Source organism: Leptothrix mechoopdaensis (SeqCode) (genome assembly GCF_053893855.1).
The window spans coordinates 693194-714599 of record NZ_CM132699.1; the positions used below are offsets into that span (position 1 = coordinate 693194).

Consider the following 21406-nt stretch of genomic DNA (forward strand, 5'->3'; position numbering starts at 1 on the left):
CGACTGGTCGACAGAACCACAGAGAGACCCACATGACGAACACGACTTCCGCCCGGCCACTGCGACTCGGCATGGTCGGTGGCGGCGAAGGCGCCTACATCGGCAACATCCACCGCATCGCGGCCCGGCTCGACAACGGCTTCCAGCTGGTGGCCGGCGCCTTCGACGTCGACGCCGAACGCGGCCGCCGTTTCGCGGCCAGCCAGGGCATTGGCGCCGACCGGGCCTATGGCGACTACCGCGAGATGCTGGCCGCCGAACTGCAGCGCGAGGACCGCGTCGACGCGGTCGCCATCTGCACGCCCAACCACACCCACTTCCCGATCGCCAGCGCCTTCCTTGAAGCCGGCTTCGACGTCATCTGCGAGAAGCCGCTGACGACCACGCTGGAAGACGCCGTCGAGCTCGAAGCCATCGTGCGCCGCACCGGCCGCTTCATGGGCGTGACCTACACCTACTCGGGCTACCCGATGGTCCACGAGGCGCGCGAGATGGTCGCCGCCGGCCTGCTCGGCGCGATCCGGGTGGTGCAGGTCGAGTACCCGCTCGAATGGATGGCCACCGCGATCGAGAGCCAGGGCAATGCCCAGGCGGCCTGGCGCACCGACCCGAAGAAGTCGGGCCGGGGCGGCTCGATCGGCGACATCGGCACGCACGCCTATCACCTCGCCGGCTTCGTCACCGGGCTGAAGCTGGAATCGCTCAGTGCCGACCTCGCCACCTTCGTGGCCGGCCGTGCGCTGGACGACAACGCCCACGTGATGCTGCGCTACGAGGGCGGCGCGCGTGGCCTGCTGTGGTCGTCGCAGGTGGCGATCGGCTGCTCGAATGGCGTGCGCCTGCGTGTCTTCGGCGAGAAGGGCTCGCTGACCTGGTTCCAGGAACAGCCCAACGAGCTGGAGTTCACCGGCCTGTTCGGCCGCACCCAGCGCATCAAGCGCGGCGCGGACGACCTGTCGGAATCGGCCAAGGTCCGCACCCGCACGCCGCCGGGCCATCCGGAGGGCTACCTCGAAGCCTTCGGCAACCTCTACGCCGGCTTCGCCGAGGCGATCCGGGCGCGCCAGGAAGGCCGTCAGCCGACGGCGATCGGCCGCCACATCCCCGGCGTGCAGGACGGCCTGAAGGGCGTCGCCTTCGTCGATGCCGTGGTCGACAGCGCACAGGCCGGTGGCCAGTCGCTCAAGCCCGTCTCGGTCTGATCGGACCGTCGGTCAAGGCTAGTCTCAGGCAGGCCAGCGGCAATCCACCCATTGCCCGCTGGCATTCGATTCGACCGCCGCTTCGACGAAGCGCACGCCCTGCGCGCCCTCGTGCACCGTCGGGTGGTTCAGCAGACCGTCGGGCAGGGTGATGCCCTGGCGGCGCGCGTCGATGGTGATGGCGAGCTCGGTGTAGAGGTTGGCCCAGGCGTCGCTGAGCGCCTCCGGATGGCCGCGCGGCATGCGCACCAGCCGCACGGCCGGCTCCAGCATGCCGCCGCCGTAGCCGCGGCCGATCACCTGCGTGGGCGCGTCGAACGGCGTGTGGCGCAGGAACTCGGGGTTCTCCTGTTCCCATTCCAGCCCGCCGAGGCTGCCGAACACGCGCAGCTTCAGGCCGCATTGCGTGCCCGCCGCCGCCTGCGACACCATCAGCGTGCCGGGCACGCCACCGGTCAGGCGCAGGTGCATGAAGGCGGTGTCCTCCAGCGCCTTGGGCTCGCCCGAGACATGGAAATCGGCCCGCACCCGCTCGACGTCCAGCCCGGTCGCGAAGGCCGCCAGGTGCATCGCGTGGGTGCCGATGTCGCCGACCGTGAAGGCGCGGCCGACCCGGGCCGGATCGAGCCGCCACGGCCTGTCGGCGCCCTGGTCGCTCAGGTGCAGCGCCCATTCCTGGAAGTATTCGACGTGGACCTGCCGGACCGTGCCGATCAGGCCGCGCCGGATCATCTCGCGGGCCTGCCGGACCATCACGTGGGCCGCGTAGGCATAGGTCACGCCGAACACCAGGCCGGTCTCGCGCTGGCGCCGCACGAGGTCCGCCGCATCGGCCGAGTTCGTCGTCAGCGGCTTGTCGGAAATGATGTCGATGCCCGCGTCCATGAAGGCCGCCGCGACCGGGTGGTGCAGGTGGTTGGGCGTCGTGATCACGACCGCGTCGATGCCGTCCGCACGGGCCGCCTCGGCCCGCGCCATCTCGCGGTAGTCGGTGTAGACGCGGTCATCGTCCAGCAGCCACGCACGGCCCGAGGCCCGCGCGCGCGCCGGGTCCGACGACAGCGCACCGGCCACGATCTGCCAGCGGCCGGACAGGCGCGCGCCATTGGCATGCACCTCGCCGATGAAGGCGCCCTGGCCGCCGCCGACGAAGCCGAGGCGCAGGTGGCGGGAAGGCGGCGGAAAGGACCGTGTCGGGTCCGAGGTCATGGCGGTCATGGGCGGGTGTGGGTGGGTTGGACGGGGGCTGTGCAGGCCCTGAAGGTTGACGCATTGCAATGAACGTTGCGGCGCCTGGGCATCATGGTTAACCCTCGTTTCCCCAGGGCGCAACGACCAGGACCGTGGCGAGCTCTCCAGGTTTTCCCGATGTTCTGGCAATTACGGGTGCAACATGCATTGACGTGCAATTTTCATTGCGCTAAATTTCCCTCACGTTGAAAGCGCAGGTCTCGCCGGCCCGCAGGACGAGCCCGATGGCAGGGCTCCAGACCCTGTCGGAACGGCGGTCAGCAGTATTCGAATCTCCTGTTCGTTTCTTTCGAGACCGGATTCATCCGGCCTCTGGATTCCTTCGCCCATTCGATTCGTCATGGGGTTATCCGAACCCGTTGAACCGGTTTTGGATGATTCGATGCGCATCGATCCGAATATCGCTTGTGCAGTTCTTGTCGAGATCGCTTCCGAGTATCTCGATCGATATCGAAAAACCTGCCAACAGGTGCGGTGCGACTGCGCGCCGCTGGTTCACCAAGACTCCCGGGGGACGGCCCGGGTTCAGGTCGATCCGTGCCATCTCCGTCCAAGTGCGCACGAACATTCCCGGAGACACCCCATGAAGCAACGCATCCTCGGCACCCTGGCCGCATCGATCCTCGCCAGCGCGGCCACCTCGGCCATGGCCGAAGACAAGGTCTTCTTCCTGCTGCCCAACGCCACCACGATCCGCTTCGAGAGCCGTGACGCGCCCTTCTTCGTCGAGGCCATGAAGGCCAAGGCGCCGCAGGCCAAGGTGATCGTGCAGAACGCCCAGGGCGACCCGTCGCGCCAGCAGCGTCTGGTCGAGGACGCGATCGCGCAGGGCGCCAAGGTCATCGTCTACACCGCCGCCGACGCCAACCTGTCGGCCGGCAGCCTGGCGGCTGCTGCGGCGGCCAAGGTGCCGGTCGTCCTGTACGACCATGACGCGGTCGGCGGCAAGGCCGAAGCCCACGTCGTGTTCGACTCGCTGTCGGTCGGTCAGGCCCAGGGCAAGCGCGCCGCCGAGATGATCAAGAAGATCAACAAGCCGGTCGTGAAGGTCGCCCGCGTCAAGGGCAACCAGGGCGAATACGGCACGGGCCAGTACGAGGCCGGCCAGAACGAGTTCCTGAAGCCGCTGATCGCCTCGGGCAAGGTCAAGGTCGTCTGCGAGCAGTACACCGAGAACTGGGATCCGGTGAAGGCGCAGGCCTTCGCCGAGGACTGCCTGACCCGCAACAAGGGCGACGTCGACGTCTTCCTGGGCATGAACGACGGCACCACCGGCGGCTCGGTCGCGGCGCTGATCAGCCAGGGCTTCAAGCCCGGCCAGAAGCTGGTGACCGGCGGCCAGGACGCCACCGTCGAGGCGCTGCGCTACGTCGCGATGGGCTGGCAGGACAACTCGGTCCTGAAGGACCTGAAGGTCGAGGCCACCTACGCGGCCGACGTGGTCGCCTCGCTGCTCGCCGGCAAGGGCGTGCCCAAGAACCTGATCAACGGCAAGGTGAACAACAAGTTCATGGACGTGCCCGCGGTCTTCCTGCCGGTCAGCAACATCACCGCCGACAACCTGTCGGACGTCGTGAAGGCAGGCGTGTGGACCTGGGCCCAGATCTGCCAGGGCATCCAGAACACGCCGGTCTGCCAGGCCAACAACAAGTAAGTCCGGGTCGCCAGACCTGAAGGGGGCGGCCACGGGGCCGCCCCGTCACTTTTGATGAGTTACCTGAAGAGGTCTTCCATGACTGCACAGACTTCGCACGCGGCTGGCGCCGGCACCGCATCCGGCGGCAAGACTGCGCCGCTGATCTCGATGCGCAACATCACCAAGGCCTTCGGCTCGGTCAAGGCCTTGCGCGGCGCATCCGTCGAGGTCCATGCCGGCGAGGTGGTCGCCCTGGTGGGTGACAACGGCGCGGGCAAGTCGACGCTGGTCAAGGTCATGGCGGGCGTGCACGGCTACGACTCCGGCGACTACGAGATCGACGGCAAGCCTGCCCGCATCAACAGCCCGTCGGACGCGACCGGCCACGGCATCCAGACCGTCTACCAGGACCTGTCGCTGTGCAACAACCTGGACGCGGTGCAGAACCTCTTCCTGGGCCGTGAGCTGACCGGTTCGGCGTGGTTCGGCCGACGCATCCAGCGCGCCGAATGCGAGATCCGCGCCCGCGAGGTCATGACCCGCATGCGGCTGGGCAACCTGTCGCTGACCCGGCCGGTCGGCGCCATGTCCGGCGGCCAGCGCCAGAACATCGCCATCGCCCGTTCGATCCTGTGGACGCCCAAGGTGCTGATCCTCGACGAGCCGACTGCCGCGCTGAGCCATTCGGCCGCCGAGCAGGTCTCGCGCCTGATCCGCACGCTGGCCGACGAGGGCTTGGGCATCGTCGTGGTGAGCCACGACATCCACCATTTCGTCGTCAAGTCGACCGACCGCATCGAGGTCATGCGCCTGGGTGCCAACGCCGCGAGCTTCAAGTCCCGCGAGGTCACCGGCGAGCAGGTGGTCAACGCGATGGTCGGCGGCAACGAAGGCGTGAACCTCGCAGGTTGAGGCGCATGCAAAGCAAGGAGAAGCAAGTGGCACAAGTCATGTCGGCGCCGATCGATTCGGGCACCTATCCGCCGCCGCAGAAGCGGCGCACCTTCGGCGAACTGCTGGCCTCGGACCTGAGGGCCTTGCCCGTGGTCATCGGCCTGGTGGCGCTGTGGATCTTCTTCGCGATCCAGAGCGACGTCTTCCTGTCGCCGCAGAACCTGTCGAACCTGCTGCTGCAGAGCACCGTGGTGGGCGTCATGGCGCTGGGCCTGATGTTCGTGCTGCTGGTCAAGGAGATCGACCTGTCGGTGGCCGCCATCAACGGCGTGACCGCCGTGCTGATGGCCAAGCTGATCGTCGAGTTCGGCTATTCGCCGTGGACGGCGGTGGCCTGCGCCGTGGTGGCCGGGGGTGTCATCGGCTGCCTGTCGTCGCGCTGGATGACCTACATCGGCGTGCCGTCCTTCGTCGTCACGCTGGGCCTGGGCCTGGCGCTGAACGGCGCACAGCTGCTGCTGCTGCCGCAGACGGCCCGCTACGGCCTGATGGGCACGGGCATCGAGAAGATCGCGCAGACGCGCATCGAGGGCCTGTGGGCCTGGGCGCTGCTGCTGGTCGGGTTGCTGGTCTACATCGGCATCACGGTCTCGAACGCGCTGCGCCGTCGCCGCGTCGGCCTGCCGGTCTCGCTGCTGTCGGGCCTGGCGGCACCGCTGCTGGGTGGGACGCTGCTGGGCGTCGTCGTCATCGCCGTGCTGAACGCGCACCAGGGCGTGCCGCTGCTGGTGCTGATCTTCGCGGCCATGCTCGGCCTTGGCGGCTACGTGCTCAATGAAACGCAGTTCGGGCTCTACCTCTATGCCGTCGGCAACAACGACGAGGCGGCCCGCCGCACCGGCGTCAACGTCGGTCGCATCAAGATGGCCGCCTTCGGCATCGCCGGTGCCGTGGCCGCGATTGCCGGCGTGCTGGCCGCCTCGCGGACCCTCGGCGTCGGCGCCTTCTCGGGCGGTGGCATCGGCGGCGGCACGCTGTTGCTGGAGTCGATCGCGGCGGCCGTCATCGGCGGCGTCAGCCTGTTCGGCGGACGCGGCTCGGTGCATGCCGCACTGCTGGGCGCGCTGGTCATCGGCACGGTCCAGAACGGCCTGAACCTGATGGGCGTCGAGAACGAGATCCGCCTGATCGTCACCGGCCTGCTGCTGGTGCTGGCGGTGTCGATCGACAAGCTGATCGAGAAGGCGACGGGGCAGCAGGCCTTCTGACGGACCTCGTGGGGACGGGGTTGGGGTGGAGCGAACCAACCGATACGATCGGTTGACGCGTGCCTTCCGGGCACCGCAGCGCAGGTCTCCTGCTGCGGTGCTCCGGAAGGCTTTTTTCCCCGCTGGCGACCCGCGACGGCCCGTCGCCACACCCGACCGGATCGACCCCACATGAACCTGCGCATCGGCCTGATCGGCACCGGCATCATGGGCATGGACCATGCCCGGCTGTTCGCCGAACAACTGCCCGGCGCCGAGCTGGCGCTGGTCTGCGATGTCTCGAAGGATCGCGCCGAACAGGTCGCCCGGCCGTTCGGCGTGCCGCACGTGACGACCGATGCGATCGAGGCCGCGACCAGCGACCGGGTCGATGCGCTGGTCATCGCCAGCCCCGACGAGACCCACGCGCCGCTGACGCTCGCGGCCATCGAGGCCGGCAAGCATGTGCTGTGCGAGAAGCCGCTTTCGCAGTCATCGGCCGAGTGCATCCGCGTGATGGAACTCGAATCGCGGCTCGGCCAGCGGCGCGTCCAGATCGGCTTCATGCGCCGTTTCGATCCGGCCTATGCCGAGATGAAGGCCGCGCTCCGTCAGGACCGCGTCGGTGCTGCGGTGATGCTGCATTGTTTCCACCGCAACGTGACCGCGCCGGCCAACTTCAGCGGGCGCATGGCGATCTCCAACTCGGCACCGCACGAGTTCGATGCCGCGCGTTTCCTGCTGGGGCAGGACATCACCGAGATCTCGGTCTTCCAGCCCACCTCGATCGACACGACCCGGACGGGCGCACCGGTCTTCATGGTGATGCGCACCCGCGGCGGCCAGCTTGTCACCGTCGAGGTCAACAACAACGCCGGCTACGGCTACGACGTGCGCGCCGAACTGGTCGGCGAACGCGGCAGCGTGTTCCTGCGTTCACCCGTGCTGACCGAGGTCCACGCCGACCTGCAGTCCCGCGAGTCCTACCCACCCGACTGGCGCCCACGCTTCGCCGAGGCCTACCGGCTGCAGAACCTCGCCTGGCTGCACGCCATCCGCACCGGCGTGCCGTCCCCGGTCGCCTCCACCGCCTGGGACGCCTACTGCGCCACCCGCATCGCCGAGTCCGGCGTCACCGCCCTGACCACCGGCCAGCGCCAGACGGTGGAGCTGATCGAGCAGCCTGGGATCTATCGCTGATAGGGCGGCGCTGGATGAGCGTGTCGCTGACAGGTCTGGACAAATCGGCGCGGCTGCTGAGGAACGTCATGCCGGCTCGGCGGACGGAGTGGCAGTGGCAGGCCATTTGGAGGGGCCTGGGCGCGGGCTTGATGGGTCTGGGTTGGATGGGGTGGGTTGATTCGGAGGGGGGGCTGAATGATGGCGCGCGATCCGGGGCGTTGGAGCGGAGTGTGGATTCGGCGACTGGGGGCCTGCCGTTGGCGCTCCGTTTGATCGGTTAGGCGGCATCTGGCTCCGTGCGCATGCAGTAGAACTTGGAGTCGACCGCCATGACCGGAAAGCCTACGGGCAACTCGCCCCGCTGGACCTCGCGGAACCCGTTCTTCTCATAGAACCTGTGCGCAGCGAGAAATTTGGCTGTGGTTCCAAGAAACACTTCCCGGACTTGGCGGGTGCGGCACCAATGCACAAGAGTTTCGAGCAATCGCTTGGCAACGGTGTGCTCAGCACCACGGTGCGACGCGGCTACGAACATCTTGCGCAGTGCGGCCTGGTGATTGCCGATGTCGAGCAATGCTACGGTGCCGATGACGGCCTCACCGTCCAGTGCGACCCAGAAGTTGCCTTGGCCATACCTATAGAAGGCAGGAATGTCCACTAGATCGGGCTGCGCCTCCAGCGTGATTGGTATTCCGAACTCCGACTGTTGGATGGGCAGAATGAGCGAGATGACGCCGGAAGCATGCTCTGGTGAGAACGGAACGATATGAACCACGGTTTCCCCAATGCCGCCTAACGAATAAAAGGGTCATCCCCGTCCCGATGCGAGACGATGGTGTTGCAAACGCTCATCAACTCACACCTCTCGGAAGGGGATGGCCATGACCATTGTGTTGTTGGGATTGATCTCGCCAAGAGCGTTTTCGCGTTGCATGGCGTGGATGAGGCGGGCAAGGAAGCACGTTGTGTCCGGTCGTGCAACGAGACCAGTTTTTTGATTCCCGCGCGCATCTCCCTTCAGGCAGCAGCGGCAGAGAATGCTTTGGCGCCCCCACGCTGGTAAGCATGCCTCCAAAGGCAGACAGCCAGATGGAGATTTGCAATGTCATCCCGCCAGCTATGGCTCTCGGCGCAAAGCCTTCGGCAAAGCAGTTAAGAATGCTTCTGCAAAAAGAATCACGGCCAACAATGCCAGACCAAGCATGGTCCATGAACTGTTGTTCTTGGCGTGACGAGGGAAGTAAAACGCGTTAATCATGTTTCCAACGTATTCAGCTATGGCTAGAGCGATGCAAAGCAACGCCAGAACGACAACGACGATGCGGTAAGCAGTGATGCGCTTGTACATGATGGCAAAGCCTAGCGAATGAAAGGAGTATTCCCGTCCCGATGCGAGACGATGGGGTTGCAAACGCTGATCAACTCGCACCTCTCGGAAGGGTATGGCCATGACCACTGGTTTTGTTGGGCTTGATCTCGCCAAGAGCGTTTTCGCGTTGCATGGCGTGGATGAGGCGGGCAAGGCGACACTGGTGGGTCTAGCCTTGGTAACGGCCATGGCGTCCACAACGGTCGGCAACTCGCGGTCGTGCTGAGCGGTTCGTATCCGGTCCGGCGCCATGTAACGGCGCAAAAAGTCCGTTGGTAGATGTGTAGTCGGCGCCTGACTGCGATGCGGATTCAAAACGCACGGCTTAAAGAGGTCGTCAGGAGATCAAACGCCTGCCAAGGGGTGGCGGTTCGCCGAGTTTGTTGCTCTGATCGGACTACCTTTCGATCTTCCTTGCGCCACAAAGAGTCGTTGAGAGCCCGCGGTTCAACTTTCTCTCTATCCCTGCCTTGACGTAGCAGGCAACGGTCTCTTCGGCGTTTTTCGAGCCGGCGCAAAGATCAATAGCAATGCCACGTGGAATGCCGCCATCTACTTTCGAAACCGCTGAGTAGCACAAAACAGGTTCTTGCGTCCAAGCCGCTGCACAGAGTCTTGTGCTCAACCCGACAGAAATTTCAGGATCCACCTTCGCTATATCATCCAGGCAATCGACGGGATCGTAGGCGAACGCAGCACTGCAATACATGAGAGCAATCGCAAGGTTGGCGTGCCGCATCACCTGAATCATGTCAGAGAATTTGATTCGCATACTTCTGCTCTGTGTTTGCGTCGTTGGTGTACCCACTGTCGCTCCATACTATGTCTAACGAATGAACGGGACAACCCCGTCCCCATGCGCGATGATGGAGTTGCAAACGCTCATCAACTCACACCTCTCGGAAGGGGGTGGCCATGACCATTGTGTTTGTTGGGATCGATCTCGCCAAGAACGTTATCGCGCTGCATGGCGTGGACGAGGCAGGCGAGGCGGCGCTGGTGGGTTTTGCCTTGGCAACGGACATGACGCCCACAATGGTCGGCAACTCGCGGTCTTGCTGAGCGGTCGTGTCTGGACCAACGCCGTGTAACGGGTCACGTGTCTGTTTGTAGTTGGACAGTTTGTTCCTGAACGTGAAGTGGATTCAAGGCGCACAGCTTGAAGAAGTCGTCTGGAGATCAATTCCCTGCCACGGGGGTAGCGGATCGCGGGGAAGTCCTTGTAGAAGGGTTAGGCTTCATCCGGCACAGTTTGAGGGGTGCATGCGTTCAAAAATGCAGAGCCATACTCGGTCATGTACAAAAATCTGCGCTCGTCCTTACTGACCCAAGGCGACGGAGAGTCTTCGTCAGCCCTTTTGTACTCAACTTCAGTCACAGTTTCGAGGGAGACCAAATTCAAACGCTGTAGATTCTCAAGCCACAACTGCACGGGGTACTCGCTTCCAAAGCCCAGTGCCCGACAGTAGTTTGAGAACTGCCCTTCGATTGTGCCGGGTGCGGCAAAATGAGGCGGCTTGCGATCCTCATCAAATAGCGCGTGAGCGAATCGATCTCCAAAACTCACGAATATCAAAGCCTCCTGTGGAGTAAGTTGCGAAATCAAGGAGATGTACGAAGGGTGGACGTTGTCTCTAGTTCGAGTGTCCATGGCCTTTAGCAAAAGTTCAGCATACAATTCGCGCAATTCTGGAGCATCGTGGGACATCGCAATCTGTGTAATCGACTGCATCGAGATCTGGTTTGAAGGTGACGTGCGGAATGCCGGTGGGGTTTCACTCAAACGCTTCTCAATCTTCTTTCGTAGCCACTCTTTGGATTGCTCGAACCCCCACCCGAGCATTGCGACTGGCGACAGGCCGATCTTGAACACGGTCTCAATTGCAGTTCCAAATTCCTTCGCTGCAGGGCTCGCCACATCAGAGTAGATCGCTCCAGCGACTTTTCCAATTGAGTCGATTGCGGCCTTTGATGCGTCTTCTTCAATGGACATGGTCGTAGGTGTTGGTTTGATGAAGCCTAACGAGTGAAAGGGGCATTCCCGTCCCGATGTGCGACGATGGGGTTGCAGACGCTCATCAACTCACACCTCTCGGAAGCTGCAATAAAAACCGGTTGTAGTTTTGCAGTCCGCACCCTTGTTCCTTCTGATGTTCCGGCGCGGCGATAGATAGGTTCAGAAACCATTTCCAAGCGAATTGCTGCGCAATTCGTCAGGGATTGGTTTTGCTCGACAGGTGAGGATGCCCTTGTCGTTGGGGGTGAGGGGCGAGAGGCCGGCTTGCCGGCGGGGCGTTCCGCTTGACTGAATGGTCAGAACTCTTTTGCATAGTTGCAAGTAACGACCTTGAACTGGTGGTCAGTTGCATGCGGGAAATACCCGAGAACCCGTCCGTCATCCAAGAATGCGACGCCTTGTGCATCGGATGCCCACGGATCAGTGCAGAGATGGTTTTCATTGAAGTCGGCCCATATGGCAAAAGTCTTCACCGCGGGCTTGAACGTCTTGGCAATGTTGTAAGCGAGGGCAAGAGACTGCAGAGGTCGCAACTACAACAAGAACAAGGTAGCCTATCTTTCTTCCGCGGCCCTCGACACCCTTGGCGACCAGGAAATAGATAAAGTAGAACGGAATTATCAAGGTAGTCGTTATGTCGAATAGATTGAAGGCGATGCCGACGACATCTGTGCGGTATAGAAGGCCAAAGGGCGTGAATAATACTGCTAGCACTGCGGACGTGATGCCAAAGTACCTGCTATCTAAATTAAATAGTTCGTTAATGATGTCTCCGGCCCACTTTTGGCCATAAATTCCATATGCGAACAGCGCGGCAACAGCGAACGCTCGCAAATGCCAGACTTCGAACCAACCGCGGATCTCCTTCCCCTTCTCAGAAAGACTTAGCCAGAGAATTGCGAGCACAAACGGCATTGCTCCAGTTAGAGCGAGTACGAGCAAAGCAAGAACCCCGATCTTTGTCAATGCGGCCAGAACGAGTAGCACCAACCAAGAAGTAAGGATTTTTCTCGTGATGATGGAGAGCATTGAGCTGGTGGGCATAGAGTTCTAACGTCTAGGTTAGCGGGCGCCGGAGTGCGAAGCGCGTAGGGCACCAACACTGGCCATGAAAATGGCAAAGCTATGATTAGTGTTGAAGTTCGATTTGAATCGAAAGTTAGACTGTGGCGCGTAGGCAGGGGTTGGCAAGTATACTTCGTCTGCGTTATAGGATCTAGTTTCCACAAGAATCGGGTAGGCGTCGATCTAAGCCTCATCTGGTGAGGCTTTGGCATACGCGGCAACGGCCATCACAGCCTCTCTAGTTGAGTTTGAGCAGTTTGCAATTGATAGAGTTGAGCCAATTTTTTGACCATCTCGAATGACTTTGTACATCAAGGCGTGCACGAATGATTGAGTCGCAAATCGAACCTTGGTGAAGTCTAGGACAATCATTCTCCCTGCATTAATGGTTGGTATAATATTGCTATCTCTGATGCGAGCGGCTGCCTCAACATCTTCTTCAAACTGAGCAATTTTTATAACGAGTAAATCTGGGACATCTGGAACTTCTTCGATAAAATCCAGCGCCAATTCTGCGGGGTATTTTCTTGCTTCGGCGGCCATTTTGCGGCACACAGTAAGTATTGAGTCAAACTCCGAAATACTGTCCCGTCTAAGTTGCAGGTATGCAAACGTACCTGGCCACCCCCCATTTTTCGCAATTTTATACAGTTTTTTCTGTCTACCTTCGTTGTCTCCCCATAGGTCAATTAAGGCTTCTTTCGATCCCAAGAAGAAGCTTCCGCCCGATAGTGATGCAATTTGCTTTATAAAGAAGAGGCCGAGGCCTGCATTGTCCCGCATTGCGGAGTATGTCGATGGGCCAAAAGTTCTTGATACGTGCGGGAGGGTTGCTAGTTTAAGTGCTTTCAAATCGGTATCAATCTCCGGATATGCCTCGTTCAGGGTTGCCCTTACGCCCATCCCTGTATCAGCCACGCATAGATTCACAAGTCCGGTGTTTGGGTAGTATTGGGCCATGGCCACTCCACCTGTCGCGCTGGCGGAATGTTGCACGACATTCCTAAGTAGCTCAATAAGTGAATACTTAACGGCGCCTTCTAGCTCTTCGTCTTCTATTTTTAGTATATCCATTACTTTTGCTGCAAAAGCGGGGATTTCTGAGCTATTTGTAATGAGTGTGAGCTTCACGGTTCTGTCTGGTCGCGCAACCGGCGGCGAGTCCTCTTTTTCACCTAGTACTTCAAAGAAGCCGGTTTCGACAAGATAGTTTCCTGCAATGCTTTTGCGATCAACGTGAATTCGAACTGATCTCTTTTTTGTCTTTTTTAGCCAGATTATGTATGTGGCGAATAAGGTGACTGCGTACGGAGAAAGAAAGTTGCACCCTCTAAAATCAATCTCAATTGGCGGAGGTGGGTCGTTGTGCCAGCGCCACCCCTGGAAAAACCGAGGCAATTCCTTGTCTACTATGTTTGCTGGGACTGAAAGCTGAAATTTCATTGTTGCCTCACTATTGATTTTATTTTCTGATGGCCCAACGTTTTGTAGACGACTCCATACTGTTGCCTAACACGACAACTGCCGTCCTAATCGGCTCCGGAAGATGTGACTCATGTGCTCGACGCATCTGATCTTCCTCCCTTTAAACTGTATATTCATACAGTCCGAATATCGCTGTCAAAAGCAGCGTTCTCTAACAATTCTGTCGACAGTCCGCCACCTTGCCAAGAGAGGCAACGATGGCATTTGCGTGACAAGCTCAGGGATCACGAGGTGCGCCCCCGCGACCGGTGCATTCAGCGCATGTGCCGCCACCATTGAAGTCCGTTCCGCTGCTGAACCACTTGCTGCACGAAAGCTTGCGCACCGAATACGCCTATGTGTACTGCGCGCGGGCCTTGATCCGGTTACGTGGGCTGCGGCGCCAGGCTTAAATCGCCCTTCTTGAACTCCAGCAAGCGCGCCTCAAGGCGACGCGCTCGACGACGCCCCCGACGCCGGCACCGCCGTCCGCCGCCCCGGCAGCATCCGCGGAATCTGCTGGATATCCGGTGGCAGCACGTCCTCGCCCCACTTCCAGGTCCAGATCAGGTCGAGCGCGTTTTCGTTGCCCGACAGGGCGCGCAGCGTGAAGCGTTGGGCGGCGCGGTAGATGAGTTGCCAGTTGCCGGCGGCGGCGTTGAGGCTGCGTTCGTAGCCGACGAACCAGCGGCGGCTGAGTTGTTTGCCGAGGGTGACGACGGTCTCGCGGGTGTCGCCGGTGTCGCTCTGGCGGACCGAGAGTTCGTCCAGGCCGATGCGCTCGATCAGCGACGGCGAGTCCTGTTCGCCGCTCAGCAGCGCGAAGGCGGCGCGTTGCAGCAGGGCCAGGTCGGTGCGGCCGAGGCCGTCGGAGGCGCGGCCGAGCAGCAGCCAGGACAGCTTGTCGGTGTCGGTCATCGTCGGGCTGCTGAACAGGCGCACGCGCGGGGCCTGGGCGGTGCCGGTGATCAGCACGCCGACGCGCACGTCTTCCAGGTCGGACCGGGTCGCCTCGATGTCCAGGCGCGGGTTGTCGGGCGTGCCGATGAAGGTGATGACGCCGCGGTCGACCGTCAGCTTCTGGCCGTAGGCGGCGTAGGTGCCCTCGTCGGTGCGGATCACGCCGGCCAGCGCGTACTTGCTGCCCGGGCTGGTCAGACGCAGGTCGCCGGTCAGGCGGGTGTTCAGGCCGCGACCCTTGAGCATGAAGGACGGCCCGAGGTCCATGCGCAGGTCGAACTGGTTGACGCGCGGGTCGCGCTGCTGGGCGGCGGCGCGGGCGGCCACTTCCTCGGGGCGCTGGACGTCGACGTCGTCGGCCAGGCTGGGGGCGTCGTCGTTGCTGAAGTCGATGCGGCCCTCGTCGGCCTTCAGGCTGCCGGTCAGCGCGGTGCTGCGGGCGTCGAGCTTGAGCAGCGCGTCGCCGCTGACGACCAGGCGGCGGTCGACCCGCTGCAGCGCGGCGAACTTGTCGGCCTTGGCCTGCAGCGTCAGGCGCGGCGTGTCGCCCAGCGTCAGCTCGCCGGTGGCCGTCGCGCGGCCCTCGCCGGCGCGCAGGCTGAGCTGGTCGATGCGGGCGCGCGAGCCGTCGAAGCGGACCTGCATCTGGGCCTCGTTCCAGTCGACGCCCTGCAGCAGGTTGCGCACCGCGATGCGCTGGCCGACCAGTTCGCCGCTCAGTTCGGGTTCGCCGAGCTTGCCGGCGATGCGGGCGTTGCCGGCCAGCCGGCCCGACAGCCGCCAGCCGGCGGGCAACCAGCGGCCCCAGTTGCCGAGCTGGGCGATCTGCAGGTCCAGGCGGCCGTCGACGCGCGACTGGCGGTCGGGCCACCAGGCCGACTCGCCGGCCTGCAGGCTCTGTTCGCCCTCCAGCCGGCCGAGGTTGCCGCCGCTGATGCGCTGGGTCAGGCGCCACAGGCCGTCCTTGGCGACCAGCGCCAGGCGCAGGTCCTGCAGGCCCAGCCGCTGCGGGTTCTTCGGGTTGTCCGGGTCGGTCACGCGCAGGTCGCCGGACTCGCGGTGGATGCTGGCGTCTAGGCTGTAGCGCTCGGGCGTGGCCTGCAGCTCGATGTGACCGCCGATGCGCAGGTCGCCGCCCCAGCCGAAGCCGGGCTGGGTGCGCTGCAGGATCGGCGCCACCTCGATCGCGTCGAGCTCGCTGCGCAGGCTCAGGCGTTCGGTCGTCTGCGTGCCGCTGCGGTCCTGTTGCCAGAGGAAACGGCGCAGCGCCAGGTGGATGTCGCCCAGGTGCGCGCGGGTCTCGCCCAGCGTCAGCTCGGTGCGGTCGGGCGACTGGTCCAGCGTGATGCGGGTCGGGTCCAGCACCAGCCGCAGCGGGCGCGGCAGCAGGCTGCTGTTGCCGGTCAGGCTGGCGGCGGTGGCGCTGCGCGGGGCCTCGCGCTCGCGCAGCTCGAAGCGGTCGATGCGGCCCTGCCAGACCAGGCGGGCGCTGCGCAGGTCGATCTGCCAACCGCCGGCGGTGTCGAGCTCGCCGGCCAGGGCGGTCAGGGCGTTCGTGGCGGCGGCGTTCGCGTTGCCGTTCGTGCTCGTGCCCGTGTTCGTGTTCGTCGGGGCCACCGCTGCCCGGCGCGTCATCTCGTCCAGGCGGACGTGCAACTGATGCGCCTCGCCCCGGCCGGTGGCCTTGAGCGTGGCGCGGCGCAGGCGCCAGCCGGCGAGTTCGGCCTCGTCGACGCCGCCGTCGATCTCGACCGGGTCGTCGGTGGCGGTGCCGACCTGCCACTGGCCCTGCAGACCGGCCAGGCGGCCGATGCCGCTGCCGCTCAGTTCGGGGATCTGCAGCCGGCCGCGGCTGCGCAGCTGCGGCCAGCGGCCGTCGAGCGTCAGCTCGGCATCGCCCCGGCCGGCCAGCAGCAGCGTCTGGGCCGGGTCGATCTGGCGCAGCCACGGGTTGAAGACGGCCAGGTCGGCGCTGTCGGTCTCGAACTGCCAGTGGTCGCGGGTGCCGACCGGGTCGATGTCGCCGTTCAGGGCCAGCCGGGTCGGATGGTCGGACGGGCCGAGTTCGAGGTTCAGCCGCATGCGCGCCTGCGACAGCGCCGAGGCGGCCTGCGGCGTGCCGTCCAGCTCCAGCGCACCGGCCAGCGGCACGCCGGCCCAGACGCTGGGTTGCAGCGCCAGCCGGGCCTGGCCGCGCAGCTGGCCCAGGCCGGCCAGGTCGCGGCTGGCCTGGGTGGGCAGGGCGACGTCGGCGTCGAAGGTGCCGTTCAGGCGATGCGGGCCGGCGGCCAGCAGGCGCTCGACCGCGTCGGCGGGTTCCTGCAGCGCGCGGCGCGGCCACCAGATCGCCGGATCGAAGTCGCGCAGCGTGCTGCGCCATTGCAGCGCGTCCTGCCCCGGCTTGCGTTGCAGCGTGCCGCTGGCGGTCAGGCGGGCGCCGCCGGCATCGGCCTGCAGGCGGGTGATGCGCAGCTGCTGGCGGCTGCCTTCGGCGTCCAGCGCCAGCGTGACGGACGGCAGGCCGGCGCCGATCAGCTGGCCGGTCAGGTTGGTGCGGGCCTTCGCCTGCGGGCCGCGCGGGGCCACGCCTTCGGCCGGCCAGGGCAGGTCCAGCTGCAGCGCCAGCGGGCCGCCGACCTGCAGCGCCGGGCTGGCCGGCACGATGCGTTGCGGCTGCAGCGCGGCGATGTCGGCATCGAGCTCGATGGCGACGCGGCGGTCCGGGCCGCGTCCGGCCAGCGACCAGCGGCCGGTCGCCGACAGCGTGCCGGCGGGCGACTTCGGGGTGCCCAGGCTCATCTGCAGCGCGCCGACACGGCCCTGGTCGACCTGACGCAGGTCGCTGCGGGCGTCCAGCAGCAGCCGGTGGACCGGCAGGCGGTGGTCGGCCCAGGCGCCGGCCTGCGGGTTGTCCAGGCGGGCTTGCAGGTGCAGCGGGTTCTGGTTCCGGGCCTGACCGGCGGGGTCGGCGTCGAGCTGCAGGTCGACGCGGCCGGTCAGCGCGGTGCGGGGCAGGGCGCTGGCCAGCGCGCCGAGGTCGAGCGCGTTCAGGTCGGCATGCAGCTCGGTCAGCGGCATGGCCTGGGTCGGCTGGATGCGCGCGGCGGCGTCGAGCGACTGCCCGGCCGCGCGCAGCTGCGTGACGACGCGGAAGTCGGCCAGCGGGCCGTCGGCGTTGACCTGCAGCTCCCAGTCCTGCAGCGCCGGGGCGCCGGGCTCGCCGGTGTGATCGGCCGGGCGCAGCGTCGCGTGGGCGCCCAGCATCAGCGGTGCATCGGCCCGGATCGACAGGTTGCCGCCGCCGAGCTGCAGCCGGTCCCAGCGGGCCTGCAGCGCATCGGCGCGGTGGACGCCGAGGGGGCCGGCGTCCAGCCGCAGACGCCCGGACAACGCGGTCAGCGGCTGGGCCAGGTGATCGGGCAGCGCCAGTTCAGCCAGCTCGACCCGTTCGACATCGAGCGCGAACGGCAGCGCCAGATGGGTCGGCAGGCGCAGCGGTTCGGGGTTGTGCGGCCGGCTGTCGCGCAGCGTCGCGCGGCTGGCCGTGACCTTGTCGGCCTGCAGCGCGAGGTGGGCCGGCACGGGGTTCTCGCGCGCCCGCCAATGCCAGCGCAGGCCCTGCCAGCGCGGCTGTTCGAGGTCCAGCGTCAGGCCGGGCTGCAGCTCGATGACCAGGCGCGACAGGCTGAAGTCGCGGTCGGTCAGCGCGCCGCTGGGTTCGCTGGCTTCCAGGCCGAGCGCCGGGGCGACCCAGGTCAGCAGCCAGCGCGTGCCGGTGGCGCTGAACGGCAGGCTGGCCAGCAGCGCGGCGGCGGCCAGCAGCAGCGCCAGCGCCGCGCCGATCAGCTGGCGGCCGTGGCCCCACAGCCGCCGCCGCAGCCGCGGCCGGGTCGGCGGCGGGTCAGTGGCGTCGGGCGTGCCCGGGGCGTCGGGGCGCGGCGTGTCGTCGATCGGCATGGATGGGTGAACGGCCGGTCAGAACGTCACGCCGACGTTGAAGTGCAGGCGCCAGCGGTGGCTGAGGTCACCGTAGGCGAGGTCGATGCGCAGCGGTCCGACGGGGCTGCGCCAGCGCACGCCGAAGCCGGCGCCGTAGGCGTTCTTGTAGTCGGACCAGCGTTCGGCGGCGTTGCCGGCGTCGATGAAGACGGCTCCCCACCAGGCCGGCGTTCGGCGCGAGAACGGCCGCGCCAGCTCGATGCTGCCGGCGCCCAGCACCCGGCCGCCGATGGCGGTGCCGCTGCTGTCGGTCGGGCCGAGCGACTGGTAGCCGTAGCCGCGCACCGAGTCGTCGCCGCCGGCGCGGAACAGCAGCGTGAAGGGCACGGCGACGGGGTCGCGCGCGAACACCTGGCCCAGCTGCACGCGGCCCTGGCCGTACCAGGACGCGCCGAGCGGCCAGTAGCCGGTCAGGCGGCCGGTGGTGCGGCCGAAGAAGCCGCTCTTGTCGGTGCTGGCATAGGAGTGGCCGACGGCGGTCTCGGCCGACAGGCTGAAGCCGCGGGTCGGCAGGATCGGGTGGTCCAGGTCACGCCAGACCCAGTGGTAGTTGAGCGTCGCGGCCTTGGTGTCGTCGGTCAGCAGGTGGGTGTCGAGGTCGCGCGTCATCGCGCGTTGCCACTCGACGAAGTAGAGCCGCTCGATCCGCTCGGTGTCCTGCGTGCGGCCCAGCCGCAGCCGTTCGTTGGTGACGCGCAGGTCGCTGCCGTCGGTGCGCGTCAGCGCCGCGCCGATCAGGTTGCGGTAGGGGCCGGGCTGCGGGTGCGAGGTCAGGTCCAGCGACAGCGACTGCGCCGTGCGGCCCAGCTGCAGCTTGGTCTTGGCCTGCCAGCCGAAGCCGGCGATGCGCTGGTGCAGGTGTTCGAGCGTGATGCGCGGGCCGCTCAGGTCCGATGCACCGACGCCGAAGGTGGCCTGCTGCAGCGACTGTTCGCTGACCCGCACCGTCACCGGCATCGCATCGGCGTGTTCCGGATCGGGCTCGTAGAGCACGCTGACGTTGTCGAACAGGCTGGACTTGACCAGCCGGTCCTGGAAGTCGAGCAGCGTCTGCTCGCGCAGCGGCTCGCCGGGGTCGAAGTTGACCAGCGCGGTGATGGCGTCCGGCCGGACGTGGTCCAGGCCCTCGAAGCGCAGCTCGCCGAAGCGGAAGCGCGGGCCGCTGTCGACCACGATGAACAGGTCGGCGCGCTGGCCGGCGGTGTCGATCTGGGCGACGCTGCCGCTGAGCTGCGTGGCCGCATAGGCCTGCGTGCGGGCGGTGGCGATCAGCGCGGCCTTGGCATCGGCCCAGGCCTTCTGCGTGTAGGCGCTGCCACGCGGCAACGACCAGTTCGAGCGCAGCCGCTCGATCAGCTCGCGGGCCTCGGCATCGCCGGCCTCGGCGGCGACCGACAGGGGGCCCTGCACCTCCAGGCGGACCTCGCCGACCTCGGTGCGCACGCCGGGCTCGACGTCGAGCACGACCTTCAGCGCCAGCGGCTTGCCGGCCGCCGGGGCCGTCGCGGGCTCGTCGGCGTGCGAGCCGATGCGGGCATTGAAGTAGCCCTCGGTCTCCAGCAGCTTGCGCGACTGCGCCGGCGCGGCGGCCATCAGCCGGGTCAGCTCCAGGCGGGTGATGCGTTCGGCCTCGGCCAGCGACTCGTAGCGCGCCAGGTCCAGGTGGCGGCGCAGCAGCGCGGCCAGGTCGGCGTCGACGCCGCGGATCTCCAGCTGCCAGGTGACGTAGCGCTGCTCCTGCGCACGCTGCTCGGCGCCGAGGGTGTCCTCCAGCGCGGCATCGGTGTCGTCGGGCTCCGCCTCGACGGGGGCCGGGCCGGGATCGGTCTCCAGCGGCACGACCGCCTGCGCCTGCAGCGGCGTGGCGTTCAGCGCGGTGACGAGGCCCAGGGCCAGCGCGGCCCAGGGCCGCCAGGGCTGCGTGTCGCTCACTTCGAAAGCTGGCGCATCGCCTGTTCGAGACCGGCCAGCGACAGCGGGTACATGCGCTGCCGGACCAGCTGCTGGACGATCGAGATGCTCTGGCGGTAGTCCCACACGCCCGGCGGCTCGGGGTTGATCCAGGCGTGGTGCGGGAAGGCGTTGGTGAGTCGCTGGATCCATTCGGCGCCGGGCTCGGCGTTGTTGTATTCGACGCTGCCGCCGGCCTGCAGGATCTCGTAGGGGCTCATCGTCGCGTCGCCGACGAAGACCAGCTTCCAGTCCTTGTTGAACTTGCGGATCACGTCCCAGGTGGGGGTCCGCTCGGCCTGCCGGCGCCGGTTGTTCTTCCACAGGTGGTCGTAGACGCAGTTGTGGAAGTAGAAGAACTCCAGGTGCTTGAACTCGCTCTTGGCGGCCGAGAACAGTTCCTCGACGCGCTGGATGTGGTCGTCCATCGTGCCGCCGACGTCCATCAGCAGCAGCACCTTGATGCGGTTGTGACGCTCGGGCACCAGGTGGATGTCGAGCATGCCGGCGTTGGCGGCGGTGCGGGCGATGGTGCCATCCAGGTCCAGCTCGGTGGCCTCGCCCTCGCGCGCGAAGCGGCGCAGCCGGCGCAGTGCGACCTTGATGTTGCGGGTGCCCAGCTCGACCGTGTCGTCGTAGTCGCGGTAGGCGCGCTGTTCCCAGACCTTGACGGCGCTGCGGTTGCGGCTGGTGCCGCCGATCCGGATGCCCTGCGGGTTGGTGCCGCCGTGGCCGAACGGGCTGGTGCCGCCGGTGCCGATCCACTTGCTGCCGCCCTCGTGGCGGCCCTTCTGTTCTTCGAGTCGCTTCTTCAGCGTCTCCATCAGCTCGTCCCAGCCGAGCGCCTGGAGCTTGGCACGCTCTTCGGGGCTGAGCTCGCGTTCGAGCGTCTGGCGCAGCCAGTCCAGCGGGATCTCGGCGGTGAAGTCCGTCAGCATCTCGACGCCCTTGAAGTAGGCGCCGAAGGCCCGGTCGAACTTGTCGAACTGGGTCTCGTCCTTGACCAGCACGAGCCGGGCGAGGTGATAGAACCTGTCGACCGTCGGGCCGCCGTCGTCATCGAGCACGCCGGCCCGCAGCGCCTCCAGCAGCGCCAGGAACTCGGTCACCGAGACCTTCAGCTTCGCGCTGCGCAGCGTGTAGAAGAAGTCGATCAGCATGGGGCGGAAG

General features: G+C 65.4%; 16 protein-coding genes. 6 read left to right on the top strand and 10 right to left on the bottom strand.

Annotation, left to right across the window (positions count from 1 at the left end; translation table 11 throughout):
• Window positions 1-32 precede the first annotated feature (32 nt).
• Complete coding sequence (locus tag ACWA7K_RS03170) at window positions 33-1202, top strand: Gfo/Idh/MocA family protein (protein WP_456165576.1); 1170 nt, start codon at window positions 33-35, stop codon at window positions 1200-1202.
• Window positions 1203-1226: 24 nt separating this feature from the next.
• Here the strand turns inward: ACWA7K_RS03170 and ACWA7K_RS03175 are convergent, their stop codons facing one another.
• Window positions 1227-2420, bottom strand: coding sequence for a Gfo/Idh/MocA family protein (locus ACWA7K_RS03175; protein ID WP_456165578.1), 1194 nt, complete (start codon window positions 2418-2420; stop codon window positions 1227-1229).
• A 616-nt stretch (window positions 2421-3036) separates the two neighbouring features.
• Here ACWA7K_RS03175 and ACWA7K_RS03180 point away from each other — a divergent pair.
• The 4 genes from ACWA7K_RS03180 (at window position 3037) to ACWA7K_RS03195 (ending at window position 7430) form a co-directional block, all read left to right on the top strand.
• Window positions 3037-4107 (top strand): ABC transporter substrate-binding protein, encoded by a 1071-nt coding sequence (locus tag ACWA7K_RS03180; protein WP_456165580.1) that lies wholly within the window; start codon window positions 3037-3039, stop codon window positions 4105-4107.
• 78 nt (window positions 4108-4185) lie between these two features.
• Window positions 4186-5001, top strand: a complete 816-nt coding sequence (locus tag ACWA7K_RS03185) for an ATP-binding cassette domain-containing protein (protein ID WP_456165582.1) — start codon at window positions 4186-4188, stop codon at window positions 4999-5001.
• A 26-nt stretch (window positions 5002-5027) separates the two neighbouring features.
• A complete protein-coding gene (locus tag ACWA7K_RS03190; protein WP_456165584.1) occupies window positions 5028-6251 on the top strand; it encodes a sugar ABC transporter permease in 1224 nt (407 codons plus the stop codon).
• A 171-nt stretch (window positions 6252-6422) separates the two neighbouring features.
• Window positions 6423-7430 carry a Gfo/Idh/MocA family oxidoreductase gene (locus ACWA7K_RS03195; protein ID WP_456165586.1) on the top strand — a complete coding sequence of 336 codons (1008 nt, stop codon included), beginning with the start codon at window positions 6423-6425 and terminating at the stop codon, window positions 7428-7430.
• Between the two features lie 259 nt (window positions 7431-7689).
• On the opposite strand, the gene ACWA7K_RS03200 is transcribed toward ACWA7K_RS03195, so the two are convergent.
• The 3 genes from ACWA7K_RS03200 to ACWA7K_RS03210 form a co-directional block, all read right to left on the bottom strand.
• Window positions 7690-8187, bottom strand: coding sequence for a GNAT family N-acetyltransferase (locus tag ACWA7K_RS03200; RefSeq protein ID WP_456165588.1), 498 nt, complete (start codon window positions 8185-8187; stop codon window positions 7690-7692).
• A gap of 342 nt (window positions 8188-8529) precedes the next feature.
• Window positions 8530-8760 (bottom strand): hypothetical protein, encoded by a 231-nt coding sequence (locus ACWA7K_RS03205; protein ID WP_456165590.1) that lies wholly within the window; start codon window positions 8758-8760, stop codon window positions 8530-8532.
• Window positions 8761-9178: 418 nt separating this feature from the next.
• The gene (locus ACWA7K_RS03210) at window positions 9179-9532 is read right to left on the bottom strand and encodes a hypothetical protein (protein ID WP_456165592.1); all 354 of its coding nucleotides are present in this window, start codon (window positions 9530-9532) and stop codon (window positions 9179-9181) included.
• A gap of 164 nt (window positions 9533-9696) precedes the next feature.
• On the opposite strand from ACWA7K_RS03210, the gene ACWA7K_RS03215 reads away from it, so the two are divergent.
• Window positions 9697-9843 carry a hypothetical protein gene (locus tag ACWA7K_RS03215; RefSeq protein WP_456168920.1) on the top strand — a complete coding sequence of 49 codons (147 nt, stop codon included), beginning with the start codon at window positions 9697-9699 and terminating at the stop codon, window positions 9841-9843.
• 169 nt (window positions 9844-10012) lie between these two features.
• Here the strand turns inward: ACWA7K_RS03215 and ACWA7K_RS03220 are convergent, their stop codons facing one another.
• The 6 genes from ACWA7K_RS03220 to ACWA7K_RS03245 form a co-directional block, all read right to left on the bottom strand.
• Entirely contained in the window at window positions 10013-10774 is a 762-nt protein-coding gene (locus ACWA7K_RS03220; RefSeq protein WP_456165593.1) for an Abi-alpha family protein, read from the bottom strand.
• 462 nt (window positions 10775-11236) lie between these two features.
• Window positions 11237-11827, bottom strand: a complete 591-nt coding sequence (locus ACWA7K_RS03225) for a hypothetical protein (RefSeq protein WP_456210336.1) — start codon at window positions 11825-11827, stop codon at window positions 11237-11239.
• Between the two features lie 219 nt (window positions 11828-12046).
• Window positions 12047-13306 carry an STAS-like domain-containing protein gene (locus tag ACWA7K_RS03230; RefSeq protein WP_456210338.1) on the bottom strand — a complete coding sequence of 420 codons (1260 nt, stop codon included), beginning with the start codon at window positions 13304-13306 and terminating at the stop codon, window positions 12047-12049.
• A 465-nt stretch (window positions 13307-13771) separates the two neighbouring features.
• Window positions 13772-18244 (bottom strand): translocation/assembly module TamB domain-containing protein, encoded by a 4473-nt coding sequence (locus ACWA7K_RS03235; RefSeq protein WP_456165599.1) that lies wholly within the window; start codon window positions 18242-18244, stop codon window positions 13772-13774.
• 18 nt (window positions 18245-18262) lie between these two features.
• Window positions 18263-20218, bottom strand: coding sequence for an autotransporter assembly complex protein TamA (locus ACWA7K_RS03240; protein ID WP_456165601.1), 1956 nt, complete (start codon window positions 20216-20218; stop codon window positions 18263-18265).
• Window positions 20215-21396: a vWA domain-containing protein gene (locus ACWA7K_RS03245; RefSeq protein ID WP_456165603.1), complete on the bottom strand. Its 1182-nt coding sequence runs from the start codon at window positions 21394-21396 to the stop codon at window positions 20215-20217. Before ACWA7K_RS03245 ends, ACWA7K_RS03240 begins: the two co-directional genes overlap by 4 nt.
• Between the last annotated feature and the right edge of the window lie 10 nt (window positions 21397-21406).